Annotated in this window: 10 protein-coding genes; 9 read left to right on the top strand and 1 reads right to left on the bottom strand. The window is 69.1% G+C overall.

Annotation, left to right across the window (positions count from 1 at the left end; translation table 11 throughout):
* Positions 1-368: 368 nt before the first annotated feature.
* The 5 genes from DK412_RS07050 (at position 369) to prfB (ending at position 8537) form a co-directional block, all read left to right on the top strand.
* Positions 369-1682 (top strand): N-acetylmuramoyl-L-alanine amidase, encoded by a 1314-nt coding sequence (locus DK412_RS07050; RefSeq protein ID WP_109971365.1) that lies wholly within the window; start codon positions 369-371, stop codon positions 1680-1682.
* Between the two features lie 193 nt (positions 1683-1875).
* Positions 1876-4305: a penicillin-binding protein 1A gene (locus DK412_RS07045; RefSeq protein ID WP_109971364.1), complete on the top strand. Its 2430-nt coding sequence runs from the start codon at positions 1876-1878 to the stop codon at positions 4303-4305.
* Between the two features lie 136 nt (positions 4306-4441).
* Entirely contained in the window at positions 4442-6718 is a 2277-nt protein-coding gene (locus DK412_RS07040; protein WP_204165517.1) for an HAD-IIIC family phosphatase, read from the top strand.
* Positions 6719-7026: 308 nt separating this feature from the next.
* Positions 7027-7275, top strand: a complete 249-nt coding sequence (locus tag DK412_RS07035) for a PbsX family transcriptional regulator (protein WP_109971363.1) — start codon at positions 7027-7029, stop codon at positions 7273-7275.
* Positions 7276-7408: 133 nt separating this feature from the next.
* Positions 7409-8537 (top strand): peptide chain release factor 2 gene (prfB, locus tag DK412_RS07030; RefSeq protein WP_109971362.1). Its coding sequence is split into 2 segments (ribosomal slippage): positions 7409-7477 and positions 7479-8537, totalling 1128 coding nucleotides; the frame shifts between segments, so codons are not numbered across the junction.
* A 78-nt stretch (positions 8538-8615) separates the two neighbouring features.
* Here the strand turns inward: prfB and DK412_RS07025 are convergent.
* Positions 8616-10280, bottom strand: coding sequence for an alpha-amylase family protein (locus tag DK412_RS07025; RefSeq protein WP_109971361.1), 1665 nt, complete (start codon positions 10278-10280; stop codon positions 8616-8618).
* Positions 10281-10540: 260 nt separating this feature from the next.
* Here DK412_RS07025 and urtA point away from each other — a divergent pair, with 260 nt between their 5' ends.
* From urtA to urtD, 4 genes are all read left to right on the top strand, one after another.
* Positions 10541-11827: an urea ABC transporter substrate-binding protein gene (gene urtA / locus DK412_RS07020; RefSeq protein ID WP_109971360.1), complete on the top strand. Its 1287-nt coding sequence runs from the start codon at positions 10541-10543 to the stop codon at positions 11825-11827.
* 195 nt (positions 11828-12022) lie between these two features.
* A complete protein-coding gene (urtB, locus tag DK412_RS07015; protein ID WP_109971359.1) occupies positions 12023-13612 on the top strand; it encodes an urea ABC transporter permease subunit UrtB in 1590 nt (529 codons plus the stop codon).
* A gap of 1 nt (position 13613) precedes the next feature.
* Entirely contained in the window at positions 13614-14768 is a 1155-nt protein-coding gene (urtC, locus tag DK412_RS07010; protein WP_109971358.1) for an urea ABC transporter permease subunit UrtC, read from the top strand.
* Between the two features lie 8 nt (positions 14769-14776).
* Positions 14777-15556 (top strand): urea ABC transporter ATP-binding protein UrtD, encoded by a 780-nt coding sequence (gene urtD / locus DK412_RS07005; protein WP_162596352.1) that lies wholly within the window; start codon positions 14777-14779, stop codon positions 15554-15556.
* The last annotated feature ends 231 nt before the right edge of the window (positions 15557-15787 follow it).

Raw genomic sequence — 15787 nt, 5'->3', positions numbered from 1 at the left:
CGGCCGCCGGTAAAAACGGGCGACGACGTTCACGAACGCCGTCGTGGATCAGCAACACCTGCCCGGCTCGCGAGATCGTCGGACGATCCGCCGGCGGCCGGCCAGCGCCGAAGCCGCTGCGGGAGCGCCCGGGCGAGCCCGAGGTCCGCGGCGTAAAGCCGGCGGCAACGGGCAGGGGTCATCATCATTACAGAGTGTCCGGCGGAATTTGCAAGCATCATCACCGGGTCCGAGGCCAATGACCCCGCCATCCCCTGTGTACCCGCGCGGCCACAGCCCGGCGCCGGCGATCCGAACGCCTTTGCGATGCGTTAACCATGGCGCGGTTATCGCGTAACCGGGATGCCGCCTGAGGTCGCCGCGAGACCATGCCGACACGCGCACGTCCGATCCGCCTTCTCGCCCGCGCCGCCGTCCTGGTCGCGGGCCTCGTCCTGCCGGCCGCCGCCGGCGCCACCCCGTCGGTGCCCGGCACCGCCGCGGACCGCCCCGTGGCGGAACGGCCGGCGGTGGCCATCGCCGCCGAGACGGCGATCCTCCCGGAGGGCGGCACCCGCCTGACGGTCGTGCTGTCGCGCCCTGTCGAGGCGCGGGCCTTCGTGATGGAACGGCCCGACCGGGCGATCGTCGACCTGCCCGAGGTCAACTTCCAGCTGCCGCCCGAGGCGGGGCGCAAGCGCGACGGCCTCGTCGCCTCCTACCGCTACGGCCTGTTCGCCCCCGGGCGCTCGCGCATCGTCATCGACCTCGCCCAGGCCGCGACCGTGGCGCGGGTCGCCACGACCACGCGCCCGCGGGACGGGGCGACGCTGCTCACCATCGATCTGAACCGCAGCGACCGCGACGCCTTCCGCCGCGCCGCGCAAGCCCCCGAGCCCGCCCGCGCGGCGGAGGCGCCCGCCCGCGAGGGCATCGATTCGCGCCCCCTCGTCATCGTCGATGCTGGCCATGGCGGCATCGATCCCGGCGCCATCGCGGGCCCCGGCGTCTACGAGAAGGACATCGTCTTCGGGGTCGCGCAGGGTCTGGTCCAGCGCCTCGAGGCCGGGGGCCGGATCCGGGTCCAGATGACCCGCGACCGCGACGTGTTCGTGCCGCTCAATGAGCGGGTCCGCATCGCCCGAGACGCCCGCGCCGACCTGTTCGTGTCGATCCACGCCGATTCGATCTCGGCCGCGCCGCAGGTGCGCGGCGCCACCATCTATACCGGGTCCGAGAAGGCGACCGACGCCGAATCGGCCCGTCTCGCCGACCGCGAGAACAAGGCCGACGCGACGGCCGGCGCCGACCAGGGCGACGGCCCGGCCGACGTCGCCGACATCCTCCAGGAACTCACCCTGCGCGAGACCCGCGGCTTCTCGGCCCGCTTCGCCAAGGGCCTGCTGACGCGCCTCTCCGGCGTGATGGAGATGAGCGTGAAGCCCCACCGCGAGGCGGGGTTCCGGGTGCTGCGCTCGCCGGACGTGCCCTCGGTGCTGGTCGAGCTCGGCTACCTGTCGAGCAAGCGCGACCTCGATCTCCTGCTCTCCGACGAGTGGCGCGCCAACGTCACCGGCCAGATGGCGGGAGCGATCGAGGCGTTCTTCGCCGGCCGCCTGCCGGCCGCCGTGACCGCCCGCGGGGCGGACGCTCCCCGGATCGGGCGCGCCGCCCAGATCGGACCCGCCCCAGTTTCACCATAGATCCCGTGTCGATAGGGCCCCGTCGGCCCCTCGCTGTCCTGGCTTTCGCACGCCTCTTCCGCTAAGCGCGGGAACGGCGTCCCGCGTCGCCATGGCTGTCGCGTTTCCGTGAGGAGCCGTGCCCGGGCGTTGCCTCGGGCTTGAGTTTCGGGCCCTCTGGGGCCGCGCGGCATCATCGACGGATCGGGTTTCGATGCGCTTCATCCTCCGCTTCTTCGGCTTCCTGTTCAGCATCGCGGCGATGGCTCTCGTCGTCGGTGCCGCGGCGGGCGGCTACTTCTTCTGGAAGTACTCGCGCGACCTGCCCGACCACGCGGCGCTCGCCAATTACGAGCCGCCGGTGATGACCCGCGTCCACGCCGCCGACGGCAGCCTCTTGGCCGAGTACGCCCGCGAGCGCCGGCTCTACCTGCCGATCCAGGCGATGCCGAAGATCGTCATCGCGGCCTTCCTGTCGGCCGAGGACAAGAACTTCTACAAGCACGGCGGCATCGACCCCGAGGGCATCGTCCGGGCGATCCTGACCAACGCCTCGAGCGGCAAGAAGCAGGGCGCCTCGACCATCACCCAGCAGGTCGCCAAGAACTTCCTGCTCTCCTCCGAGCAGACCCTCGACCGCAAGGTCCGCGAGGCGCTGATCGCCCTGCGCATCGAATCGACCTACTCGAAGGACAAGATCCTCGAGCTCTACCTCAACGAGATCTTCCTCGGCACGATCGTGCCGGGCCGCAACCTGCACGGCATCGCGGCCGCCGCCCTCGACTATTTCGGCAAGTCGGTCCACGAGCTGACGATCCACGAGGCGGCCTATCTCGCCGCCCTGCCGAAGGGTCCGAACAACTACCACCCCTATCGCCGCACCCAGCAGGCGCTCGCGCGCCGCAACGAGATCATCGGCCTGATGGCCCAGAACGGGTACATCACCAAGGAGGAGGCCGAGTCGGAGCGCAAGCTGCCGCTCGGAGTCAACCCGCGCAGCGTCTCGCCGAACACCGCCAACGCCAACTACTTCGCCGAGGAGGTCCGCCGCGAGATCTCCGAGCGCTACGGCGAGAAGAAGCTCTACGAGGGCGGCCTGTCGGTGCGCACCACCCTCGACCCGAAGATGCAGGCGATGGCCCGTCGCGCCCTCGTCGACGGCCTCGTCCGCTACGACCAGGCGCGCGGCTGGCGCGGGCCGAAGAGCCGGGTCGATCTCGCCGGCCGCGACTGGGGCATGGCGGTGGCCGAGGTGCCGGCGCTCGGCGACGTGCAGCCCTGGCGCCTGGCCGTGGTGCTCGACACCTCGGGCGGCCGCGCCACGATCGGCCTGCAGCCGAAGCGCGAGAGCTCGGGGCAGGTCTCGAAGGACCGCGAGACCGGGATCATCGGCGCGGAAGGCGTCCGCTGGACCGGCCGCGGCGTCGCGGCGGCGCTCAATTCCGGCGACGTGGTCTATGTCGAGCGGATGGAGGGCGCCGGCAACACCTACCGGCTGCGCCAGATTCCGGAGGTCTCCGGCGCCATCGTCGCCATGGATCCCTATACGGGACGCGTCCACGCGATGGTCGGCGGCTTCTCCTACGACGAGAGCGAGTTCAACCGCGCCACCCAGGCGATGCGCCAGCCCGGCTCGTCGTTCAAGCCGATCGTGTACTCGGCGGCGCTCGACAACGGCTACACCCCGTCCTCGATGGTGCTCGACACGCCGATCACCATCGAGGCGGGCCCCGGCCAGGAGGCCTGGACCCCGACGAACTACGGCGGCAAGGCCGGCGGCGGCCCCCACACCCTGCGCTACGGCATCGAGCACTCGAAGAACCTGATGACGGTGCGGCTCGCCAAGGATGTCGGCATGCCGCTGATCGCCGAGTATGCCCGCCGCTTCGGCGTCTACGACGACATGCTGCCGGTGCTGCCGATGTCGCTCGGGGCCGGCGAGACCACCGTGATGCGGATGGTCACCGCCTACTCGATGCTCGACAATGGCGGCCGGCGCATCCGCCCGACCCTGATCGACCGGATCCAGGACCGCAACGGCGAGACCATCTACCGCCACGACACCCGCAAGTGCATCGGCTGCGACGCCGAGAAGTGGTCGGGCCAGGACGAGCCGAAGCTGGTGGACGATTCCGAGCAGGTCCTCGACCCGCTCACCGCCTACCAGATCGTCTCGATCATGGAGGGCGTGGTCCAGCGCGGCACCGCCACGATCCTGAAGGAGATCGGCAAGCCGCTCGCCGGCAAGACCGGCACCACCAACGACTCCAAGGACGCTTGGTTCGTCGGCTTCTCGCCCGACCTCGCGGTGGGCATCTATATCGGCTACGACAAGCCCCGCTCGCTCGGCGACAGCGCCACCGGCGGCGGGCTCGCCGCCCCGATCGCCCGCGACTTCCTGAAGGCCGCCCTGAAGGACAAGCCGCCGACGCCGTTCCGCGTACCCCCGGGCATCAAGCTGATCCGCGTCAACGCCGCCTCCGGCACCCGCGCCGGCGGCTCGGAGGGCGGGCTGCTCGAGGCGTTCAAGCCCGGCACCGCCCCGCCCGACAGCTACTCGGCCCCGGCGAGCTCCCAGCCGGCCGCCCCGGCCGCGGTGCCGGCGGATGCCGACCGGGCGGCGCAGGCCGGCGGGCTGTACTGACGGACTCGAAACGGCGAGGCGGCGCGCACCGGCGCGCCGCCTCGTCCCATTCCCATTCGGACACGCATGCCGGCGTGAGGGCTATCGTGCGGCGATCGGCACGGGAGCCCCGCCGCGAGACGGACGACCTCCCGCGATGCTGCATCTTGGCAAGAGCCTCACGACCCAGAAGCTCGTGACGACCCGGTGGGCCTTCGCGACTGCCGACGGTCACCCGCTCTCGGCGAACGTCCACTTCGCCCCCGACGGCGCGATCACCGGCGACAGCCCGCTCGGCGGCGACCGCTGGTCGATCGAGGGCGACGAGTTCCGCCTCGCCTCGGCCAAGGGGCAGGATTCGTGGCGGGATTCCTGGCGCGCCGACCACCTCTACGTCCGCGACGGCAGCCTGCACGTCGCGCTCCGCGGGGTCGAGGATCCGGGCCGGGAGGCGCTGCTCTACGAGTGCACGCCCGACGGCCATCTCGGCTTCGGCGGCCAGGCCGGGCTGCCGGCGGGCGAGTTCCTGTTTCCCCGCGACCTGCAGGTCACGCCGACCGGCCTCACCCGGGTGCTGCTCGTCGGTTCGTGCCTGACCGAGCTCTACCACCGCACCTATGCCCAGGCGATCCCCGAGGTCGCCTTCGACTACGTGCTGTTCAACAGCGCCAGCGACCTGCCGGCGAGCCCGCCCCAGCCGATCGGGTCCTACGACTTCCAGTACCTGCAGATTCCCCTGCGCACGGTGCTGACCGACCGGATCATCACCGGCGGGCGCATCTTCGATCCGGCCTTCCTCGATCAGACCTATCGCGATGGCTGCGTGATGATCGACGCGATGCTGGAGGCCGGGCTCGCCTATAACCGGGCGCACGGGCTCCTGACCTTCGTGGCGACCTTCGTCGTGCCGCAGCTCGACATCGCGGCGAGCCTCGACCGGCGCTCGGCCGACGGCGATCTCGCCTTCCTGATCCGGCGGCTGAACCATTACATCGCGCAAGCGATCAAGCCGTACCAGAACGTCTTCCTGTGCGACGTCGATGCCGTCGCCTCGAGCCTCGGCAAGCGCTACTTCCTCGACGACATCACGGGCTTCTACGCCCATGGCTCCAACGTCCAGCAGGACGGGGTCGACCTGGTGCCCTCGGCCCGGATCGAGCCGGTGCCGCTCATCAACACCTTCTACGAGTCGCGCCAGCGCGAATTCCTGCTCGCGGTCTACGAGCAGGCGGTGGCGACCTACCGCACGGTCCGCCAGATCGACCAGGTCAAGGCGGTGATCTTCGACCTCGACAACACGCTCTGGCGCGGCCTGATCGCCGAGGATTTCCACCCCGACCGCTTCCCCTGGCCGCGCGGCGGCTGGCAGAACGGAATCTGGGAGGCGATCCAGCACCTGCGCGCCCGCGGCATCCTGGTCGCGGTCTGCTCCAAGAACGACCACCACATCGTCGAGGCGCACTGGGACAACGTCGTCGATCCGCCGTTCCTGAAGCTGTCCGACTTCGCGGTGGCGAAGATCAACTGGCAGCCGAAGGCCGAGAACGTCGCCGAGATCTGCCGCGCCTTCAACCTGACGCCGAAGAGCGTGGTGTTCGTCGACGACAACCCGGTCGAGCGGGAGGCGGTGCGCCACGCCCTGCCGGAGATCCGCACCATCGGCTCGAACCCCTACCTGACCCGGCGCATCCTGCTCTGGGCGCCCGAGCTGCAGCTGCCCCGACTCTCGGCCGAGGCCGCGTTGCGCGAGACCTCGATCCGCAACCAGGTCGCCCGCGAGGAGACCCGGGCGAAGCTCAGCCGCGAGGAATTCCTGGCCGGCCTCGGCTGCGCCGTCGCCTTCACCCGCGTCACCCGGCCCGACCAGCCGGAATTCCCCCGGGTGCTGGAGCTCACCAACAAGACCAACCAGTTCAACACGACGGGCCGGCGCTGGACCCACCCCGAGCTTCTGGCCTTCCTCGCCGAGGGCGGCGAGATCCACGCCTTCACAGTCAAGGACAAGTTTTCGGAATACGGCCTCGTCGGCATCCTCTACGCCAAGGCCGGCGAGGGCGGCGCGGAGGTCGTGCAGTTCGTGATGAGCTGCCGGGTGCTCGGCATGGAGGTCGAGAAGGCGGCGCTCGCCTATCTCTGCGCCCGGCTCCGCGAGAGCAGCCCGGCCGCCATCACCGGCTGCCTGATCGAGACACCGGCGAACGGGCCCTGCCGCGAGGTGTTCGCGCGCGCCGGGTTCGCCCGGGTGGAGGAGAGCGACGGCCCCGCCTTCCGGCTCGCGCCGGACCAGGACGTCGTCGCGCCCGCCCACGTCGCGGTGACGCCGGAGATCGGGTTGAAGCGCGCGGCGAACGATGCCTCGGGCCCGGCCGCACCCCCGGCGCGGGCGAGTGGACTGAAATGGACCAAGCGGCTGTTCGGGCTCGGGCGGCGGTGAAGCTGCCTGGAAGACAAACGCTCACGATATTCCGTTTCAAACTCTCCCCTTTTCCCGGACGACTGCAACGAAGTGGAAGGAGATCCGGGATCCAGCACAAAAAGTCGTGAAGCGTCCGTCCGTCTGCAACGGTGCAAATATAGAGTCGCTTCGCGGCACTTCTCTCCTGGTTCCAGGATCTCCTTCCGCTGTCGCCCCAGTCGTCCGGGAAAGGGGAGGGGATCAGGGAAGGCGACGCTCCGCGATCGAAAGCTCGCGCAGCGACGGCGTCCGTGCCAAGGATGGAGTACAGACGGGAGGTGGGACCTATGCCAATCATCGTGACGGTTCACCTGCAGGGCGACGCGCGCATTGTCACGCTCCCCGACGCACTCCTCGACCGGATCGGCGCCGACGTCGGAACGGCTTTGGCGTTGGACGTGAAGGACGGTGCCATCGTGGCGACCCCTGTCCGGGAAGCCCTGTCCCAGCCGCGCCGGCGCTACACGATGGCCGAACTCCTCGTCGGCGCGGAGCACCTGCCCGCCATCTACGACAGCGTCGCGGACGCGCTGTGACGGATGCTGCGTGCGGCTGCGCGACGAGTCCGATCGACCCCGCGCCCGAGGCATAGCGCACCCCGCCGTTTACACCCGCGCCCCCCGGCGCTATCACCCTGGCCCCACCCTCACGCGAGTGAACCCACACCAAATGCGCGCCGAGATCGAGCAACTCTCGGATGCCGCCAAGCAGTCGATCGGACTGCTGAGGAGGCATCTTTGACTGGGATACCGTTGACAAGCGCCTCGCGGAGCTGAACGCCCGCTCCGAGGACCCCTCACTCTGGAACGATCCGGAGGAGGCCCAGAAGGTCATGCGCGAGCGCACGCAGCTCGACGACGCCGTCACGGCGATCCGGCGCCTGGAGCAGGGGCTGGAGGACGGCGCGACGCTGATCGAGCTCGGCGAGATGGAGGAGGATGCCGCCAGCATCCGGGAAGGCGAGGAGCAGATCCGCGCCGTGCAGGTCGAGGCGGCCCGCCGCCAGATCGAGACCCTGCTCTCGGGCGAGGCCGACGCCAACGACACCTATCTCGAAGTGCATGCCGGCGCCGGCGGCACCGAGAGCCAGGACTGGGCCAACATGCTCCAGCGCATGTATGCCCGCTGGGCCGAACGCCGGAAGTACAAGGTCGAGATCGTCGAGTGGGCGGACGGCGAAGAGGCCGGGATCAAGGGTGCCACGCTCCTGATCAAGGGCCACAACGCCTATGGCTGGCTGAAGACCGAATCGGGCGTCCACCGCCTGGTCCGGATCTCGCCCTACGATTCCAACGCCCGGCGGCACACCAGCTTCGCCAGCGTCTGGGTCTACCCGGTCATCGACGACCGGATCACGATCGAGATCAAGGAATCGGACTGCCGGATCGACACCTACCGCTCGTCGGGCGCGGGCGGCCAGCACGTCAACACTACCGACTCGGCGGTGCGCATCACCCACAACCCGACCGGGATCGTGGTGGCGTGCCAGCAGGAGCGCTCGCAGCACAAGAACCGGGCCACCGCCTGGAACATGCTGCGCGCCCGCCTCTACGAACTCGAGCTGAAGAAGCGCGAGGAGAAGGCCAATGCCGAGGCGGCCTCGAAGACCGATATCGGCTGGGGCCACCAGATCCGCTCCTACGTGCTCCAGCCCTACCAGCTGGTGAAGGATCTGCGGACCGGCGCCCAGTCGACCAGCCCCGACGACGTCCTCGACGGCGACATCGACGACCTGATCGAGGCATCGCTCGCTCACCGGGTCTATGGCGGGGCCGAGGCGGTCGAGGACATCGACTAGGCGTTCATGTACGACGACACGGGTGCGGTGCCTCCTCCGGAGCGGGGGAGGGGCCGCGCCCGTTCCCATGCCGGTTCCTCAGATCTCGCTCCGCCGCAACAGGTAGTCCAACCCGCCGACCCGGTACCAGCGGTAGCCGTAGCCCTCCAGCAGCACGCAGTGGCAACCGTCGTCGTCGGCCAGGCTCCGCTGACCGGTGAGGAGGTCGATCAGGTTGCGGCCGTCGCCGTCGAGGCCGGTGGCGAAGGTGACCTCCTTCGGCTCGGCTGCGAGGTTGTGCAGGCAGAGCACCGAGTTCCGGCGCCAGTCGTAGCGCAGGGCGAGGATGCTCGGATCATGGGTCTCCAGGGCGGTGAAGTCGCCCCAGCCGATCTCCGGCACCTCCTTGCGCATGCGGATGATGCGCTCCATCCAGTTGAGGAGCGATTCCGGCGCGCAGCGCTGCGCTGCCGCGTTGACGTGCGAGTAGGCGTAAGGACCCTCGTGGATCGGCGGCGATTCAGGGCTGTCGCTCAGCGTGAAGCCGCCCTGGGGCTCGTGCGACCACTGCATCGGCGTGCGGGCGCAGTCGCGCTCGGGCAGCGAGAGGTCGTCGCCCATGCCGATCTCGTCGCCGTAGCGCAGCACCGGCGTGCCCGGCAGGGTGAACATCAGGCTGTAGGCGAGCTCGATCCGGCGCCGGTCGCCGCCGAGCATCGGCGCGAGGCGCCGGCGGATGCCGCGGTCGTAGAGCTGCATCTCGGGCTCGGGCCCGAAGGCGTCGAACACGGTCTGGCGCTGCTTCTCGGTCAGGCGCCCCAGATCCAGCTCGTCGTGGTTGCGCAGGAAGATCGCCCACTGGGCGGAGGGCGGCCGGTTCCAGGTCTTCTGCAGCGCCTTCACCAGCGGGCGCGCATCGGCCGAGGCGAGCGCGTAGAACAGAGCCTGGTTGACCTGGAAGTTGAACATCATGTGCATGCGGTCGGCGTCGTCGCCGAAATAGTCGAGGTCCTGGCGCGGCAGGATGTTGGCTTCGGCCAGGATGATCGCGTCGCCCTGGCGCCATTGCAGGAACTCGCGAAACAGCCGCAGCAATTCGAACTGCTCGCGCGGCTCGCCCGAGATGTCCGGCCCCTTCTCGGCGATCACGAACGGCACCGCATCCATTCGGAAGCCCGACACGCCGAGCTGGATCCAGAACCCCATGATCTTCAGGATCTCGGCCTGGACGTGAGGGTTGGCGGTGTTGAGGTCGGGCTGGAAATTGTAGAAGCGGTGGAAGTACCAGGCCTTCGCTTCCTTGTCGTAGGTCCAGGTGCTCTTCTGCACGCCCGGAAACACCATGCCCTCGTTGGCGCTCGCCGGCTTCGTCTTCGACCAGACGTACCAGTCGCGGGTGCGGGCGTTCGGATCGGAGCGGGCGGCCTGGAACCACGGATGCTGGTCGGAGGTGTGGTTGACCACGAGGTCGATCAGCACCCGCATGCCGCGCTGCTTGGCGGCGTGGGTGAAGGCGACGAAGTCGCCGAGCGTGCCGTAGCGCGGATCGACGCCGTAATAATCCGCCACGTCGTAGCCGTGGTCGCGCCCCGGCGAGGGCTGGAACGGGTGCAGCCAGATCGCCGTCACCCCGAGGCCGAGGAGATAATCGAGGCGGCGCTCCAGCCCCTCGAAATCGCCGATGCCGTCGCCGTTGGCATCCATGAAGGAGCCGACCGAGAGGCAGTAGATCACCGCGTTCTTGTACCAGAGGTCCTCGATCACCCCGGTTCTCCTCGGCCGGCGACGATGCCGGCTGGGCGACTCATCTAGGGCAGACAGGATCCAAGCGTAGCCTTGACGACGGCTTAGGCAGAGTGGCGCGCAGGTGGGCAGCACCTGCGGCGAAAATCGGGCACGTGGCGCCGGATGCCGGCGGATGCCCAGAATTTGAGCCTGAAGCCACGGGAACTTTTTCGAAATCTTTCCTGGCACGGCCTTTGCGGAACGGGGTTCGGCCGCAACGGCCCAGGGAGAAGAACACCATGACGTGGAAGGGTTGGCTCTCGCGCGCCGCGGTCGCGGGCGGGTTGGCGCTCGGCACGCTGGCGACGACGGTCGCCTCGGCGCAGGAGACCATCAAGGTCGGCATCCTGCACTCGCTCTCGGGCACGATGGCGATCTCCGAGACGACGCTCAAAGACGTCATGCTGATGCTCATCGAGGAGCAGAACAAGAAGGGCGGCGTGCTCGGCAAGAAGCTCGAGGCGGTGGTGGTCGATCCGGCCTCGAACTGGCCGCTCTTCGCCGAGAAGGCGCGCGAGCTGATCGCCAAGGACAAGGTCTCGGCGGTGTTCGGCTGTTGGACCAGCGTGTCGCGCAAGTCCGTGCTGCCGGTGTTCAAGGAGCTGAACTCGATCCTGTTCTACCCCGTCCAGTACGAGGGCGAGGAGAGCGAGCGCAACGTGTTCTACACCGGCGCCGCCCCGAACCAGCAGGCGATCCCGGCCGTCGACTACCTGATGAAGGAGGAGAAGGTCGAGCGCTGGGTGCTGGAGGGCACGGACTACGTCTATCCCCGCACCACCAACAAGATCCTCGAGGCCTACCTGAAGGCCAAGGGCGTGAAGCCCGAGGACATCTCGATCAACTACACCCCGTTCGGCCAGTCCGATTGGCAGACCCGCGTCGCCGCGATCAAGAGCTTCGGCTCGGCCGGCAAGAAGACCGCGGTGGTCTCGACCGTCAACGGCGACGCCAACGTGCCGTTCTACAAGGAGCTGGCGAACCAGGGCATCAAGGCGACCGATATCCCGGTCGTGGCCTTCTCGGTCGGCGAGGAGGAGCTGGCCGGCATCGACACCAAGCCGCTGCTCGGCCATCTGGCGGCGTGGAACTACTTCATGTCGATCGACACGCCGGCCAACAAGGCGTTCATCGATCAGTGGCACGCCTACACCAAGAACCCGAAGCGCGTCACCAACGACCCGATGGAGGCCCACTATATCGGCTTCAACATGTGGGTGAAGGCGGTCGAGAAGGCCGGCACCACCGATCCGGACAAGGTGATCGCGGCGCTGCCGGGCATCAAGCAGGACAACCTGACCGGCGGCACCTCGGAGATGCTGGCCAACCACCACATCACCAAGCCCGTCTTCATCGGCGAGATCAAGGACAACGGCCAGTTCGACGTGGTGTGGAAGACCGAGGGCCTGATCGCCGGCGAGGCCTGGTCGAAGCAGCTCGACGGCTCGAAGGACCTCGAAGCCGACTGGGTCAAGCTGAATTGCGGCAACTACAACACCAAGACGAAGAAGTGCGGCGGCGCGTGATCGTCTAGCACAATCCCCCCTCTCCCGTGTGGGAGAGGGGCCGGGGGTGAGGGTGCTACGGTTCTGTGTGAAGCACTCAGCGTCCCGCTGCCAGCACGACAGTCAGAGCTCTACGCTGAAGCGTGTCACCCTCACCCCTAACCCCTCTCCCACACGGGAGAGGGGAATTTTGGCACCCTGCCCTGGACAGCCTGAATGCGCCGCTGCCTCGTCCTTCTCCTCGCGCTCTGGTGCGCCGCCTGGGTCCTCCCGGCTGCGGCGCAGACCGGGCCCGACGCCGCCTATGCGCGGCTCGCCAGCGACAGCTATTCCGACATCGAGGCCGCCATCGCGGGCCTCGCGACCAGCGGCGACCCGAAGGCCGGGCCGGTGCTGCGGGCGCTCGCCGACAACCGCCTGCTCTACCGCCCGGACGACAAGGCGCTCGCCGTCAAGGACGGCGCCAAGGTGACGGACGCCCGCACCGGTGCGACCGTGAGCGCCGAGGGCCTCAAGCCCGTGCGGGTCAACAACCGGATCCGGCGCGCGATCGACGCGGCCCTCGGCACCCTGAACCTGCTGGCCCCCGACCCGTCCACACGCCGCAATGCCGCCGACGCGGTGCTCAAGGCCCGCGACGCCGCAGCCCTCCCGGCCCTCGACGCGGCGCTCGCCCGCGAGACCGATGCGGGCGTGAAGCGCAGCCTCCAGGAGGCCCGCGCCGCGGCGCTGCTGGCCAAGCCCGGCGCCCCCGAGATCGAGCGGCTGGCAGCCATCGACACCCTCCAGGCCCGCGGCGATTCGGAAGCGCTCGCCATCCTGCGCGGCCTCTCGGGCGATTCCGTCCAGAGCGTGCGCGACGCCGCCGGTCGCGGCGTCTCGGCGATCGAGACCCGCCAGGCCCTGATGGCGAACGTGCAGAACGCCTGGTACGGCATCTCGCTCGGCTCGGTGCTGCTGCTCGCCGCCATCGGGCTCGCCATCACCTTCGGGGTGATGGGCATCATCAACATGGCCCACGGCGAGATGGTGATGCTCGGCGCCTACACCACCTACCTGGTGCAGGAGCTGATCCGCCAGAAGGCCCCCGGCCTGTTCGACTGGTCGCTGCCGATCGCGATCCCGCTCGCCTTCCTGGTCGCCGGCGCCGTCGGCATCCTGATCGAGCGGACCGTCATCCGCCACCTCTACGGCCGGCCGCTCGAGACGCTGCTGGCCACCTGGGGCATCAGCCTGATCCTGCAGCAGGCGGTGCGCTCGGTCTTCGGGCCGACCAACCGCGAGGTCGGCGCGCCGTCCTACATGGCGGGTGCCTTCGACCTGTTCGGCCTCTCCATCACCTGGGGCCGGCTCTGGATCGTGGTGTTCGCGATGGCCGTGTTCGTCGCCCTCAACCTGATCCTGAAGGCGACCTCGTTCGGCCTGAAGACCCGCGCGGTGACCCAGAACCGCCGCATGGCCGCCGCCATGGGCATCCGCACGCCGTGGATCGACGCCTTCACCTTCGGCCTGGGCTCCGGCATTGCCGGCGTCGCCGGGGTGGCGCTCTCGCAGATCGACAACGTCTCGCCGAATCTCGGCCAGGGCTACATCATCGACTCGTTCCTGGTCGTGGTCTTCGGCGGCGTCGGCAACCTGTGGGGCACGCTGGTGGCCGCGCTGACGCTCGGCGTCGCCAACAAGTTCCTCGAGCCCTATGCGGGCGCGGTGCTGGGAAAAATCCTGCTCCTCGTCTTCATCATCCTGTTCATCCAGAAGCGGCCGCGCGGCCTGTTCGCGCTCAAGGGCCGGGCGGTGGAGGCCTGACATGCTGCTCTCCCGCATCGACAAGCCGGGCTGGATCTTTCTCGCGGTCATCGCCGCGGCCTGCATCGTGGTGCCGGCCCTGAACCTCCTCACCGCCCCGGGTTCGGCGCTGCACGTGCCGACCTACGCCGTCTCGCTGATGGGCAAGTACCTCGCCTACGCGATCCTGGCGCTCAGCCTCGACCTCGTCTGGGGCTATTGCGGCATCCTCTCGCTCGGCCACGGCGCGTTCTTCGCGCTCGGCGGCTACGCGATGGGCATGTACCTGATGCGCCAGATCGGGCCGCGGGGCGTCTACGGCAATCCCGTTTTGCCCGACTTCATGGTGTTCCTGAACTACAAGGAATTGCCCTGGTACTGGCACGGCTTCGACTGGTTTCCCTTCGCGGCCGTGATGGTGCTGCTGGTCCCCGGCATCCTCGCCTTCGTGTTCGGCTGGCTCGCCTTCCGCTCGCGGGTGACCGGCGTCTACCTGTCGATCATCACCCAGGCGATGACCTTCGCGCTGATGCTCGCCTTCTTCCGCAACGACATGGGGCTGGGCGGCAACAACGGCCTGACCGACTTCAAGGACATCCTGGGCTTCAGCGTGCAGGCGCAGGGCACCCGCGCCGTCCTGTTCGTCCTGACCGCGGTGGCGCTGGCGCTGGCCTATCTGGTGGCCCGCTTCATGACGACCTCGGCCTTCGGCAAGGTGCTGATCGCGATCCGCGACGCGGAATCGCGCACCCGCTTCCTCGGCTACCGCACGGCGCACTACAAGGCCCTGGCCTTCACGGTCTCGGCCATGATGGCGGGGGTGGCGGGCGCCCTCTACGTGCCGCAGGTCGGCATCATCAACCCGTCCGAGTTCGCCCCCGCCAACTCGATCGAGGCGGTGATCTGGGTCGCGGTCGGCGGCCGCGGCACGCTGGTCGGCGCGGCGCTCGGCGCGGTGCTGGTCAACTACGCCAAGACGCTGCTCACCGGCGCGCTGCCCGACGCCTGGCTGTTCGCCCTCGGCGCGCTCTTCGTCGTCGTCACCCTGTTCCTGCCCAAGGGCATCCTCGGCACCCTGACCGAGCGGCTCGGCTCCCGCCGCGCCAAGGCCCGCCTGCCGGGCCCCAAGCCCGGCGACATTCCCCCTGCACTCGCCGAGGAGGGCCGCGGATCATGAGCGCCGCGATGGCTCTGCCCGTTTCCGACCCGGTGCACGAGAAGCGCCTCACCCAGGCCCTTCTCTACGTCGACGACATCAAGGTCACGTTCGACGGCTACCGGGCGCTGCGCGGCCTGTCCCTGACCCTGATGCCCGGCGAGATGCGGGCGATCATCGGTCCGAACGGCGCCGGCAAGACCACGATGATGGATTGCATCACCGGCAAGACCCGGCCCGATACCGGCCAGGTGATCTATGACGGCGTGCACGACCTCACCCGCATGGACGAGGCGGCCATCGCCGAGCTCGGCATCGGCCGCAAGTTCCAGAAGCCGACGGTGTTCGAGAGCCAGTCGGTCGCCGACAACATCCTGCTGGCGCTCAAAGGCCCCCGCGCCGCGACCGCCTCGCTGTTCGGCTGGCGCAACCGGGTCGAGCGGGCGCAGATCGACGCCATCCTGGAGACCGTCGGGCTGATCGCCCACCGGGGGCGGCCCGCCGCCGACCTCTCGCATGGCCAGAAGCAGTGGCTCGAGATCGGGATGCTGCTCGCCCAGGACCCGAAGCTCCTCCTCGTCGACGAGCCGGTCGCCGGCATGACCGACGCCGAGACCGAGGCGACCGCGACGCTCTTGCGCCGCATCGCCCGGGACCACGCGGTGATCGTGGTCGAGCACGACATGCACTTCGTGCGGGCGCTCCAGTGCCGCGTCACCTGCCTGCACGAGGGCGCGGTGCTGGCCGAGGGCTCGATCGATTCCGTCTCGGCCGACCCGCGGGTGGTCGAGGTCTATCTCGGCCGCTGAGGGCACGCGACGGCGCGAGCCGGCTACGCGCTCTCATCGACACCCCTCCGCGTCATCCCGGGGCCGCGAGAGCGGAACCCGGGATCCATAGCCGCCGACGGTTCAGGCACTGTCGGACCGCGTTCCGCTCCATCTTGCAGTGTCGGCGGTAATGGATCCCGGGTTCTCGCCTGAGGCGAGCCCCGGGATGACGCGGAGGGTGGCAACTCCGTCGGGCGAGCCGCACAGGCT

Source organism: Methylobacterium sp. 17Sr1-1 (genome assembly GCF_003173775.1).
Lineage (GTDB): Bacteria > Pseudomonadota > Alphaproteobacteria > Rhizobiales > Beijerinckiaceae > Methylobacterium.
This window is presented reverse-complemented; position numbering and strand designations above follow the sequence as displayed.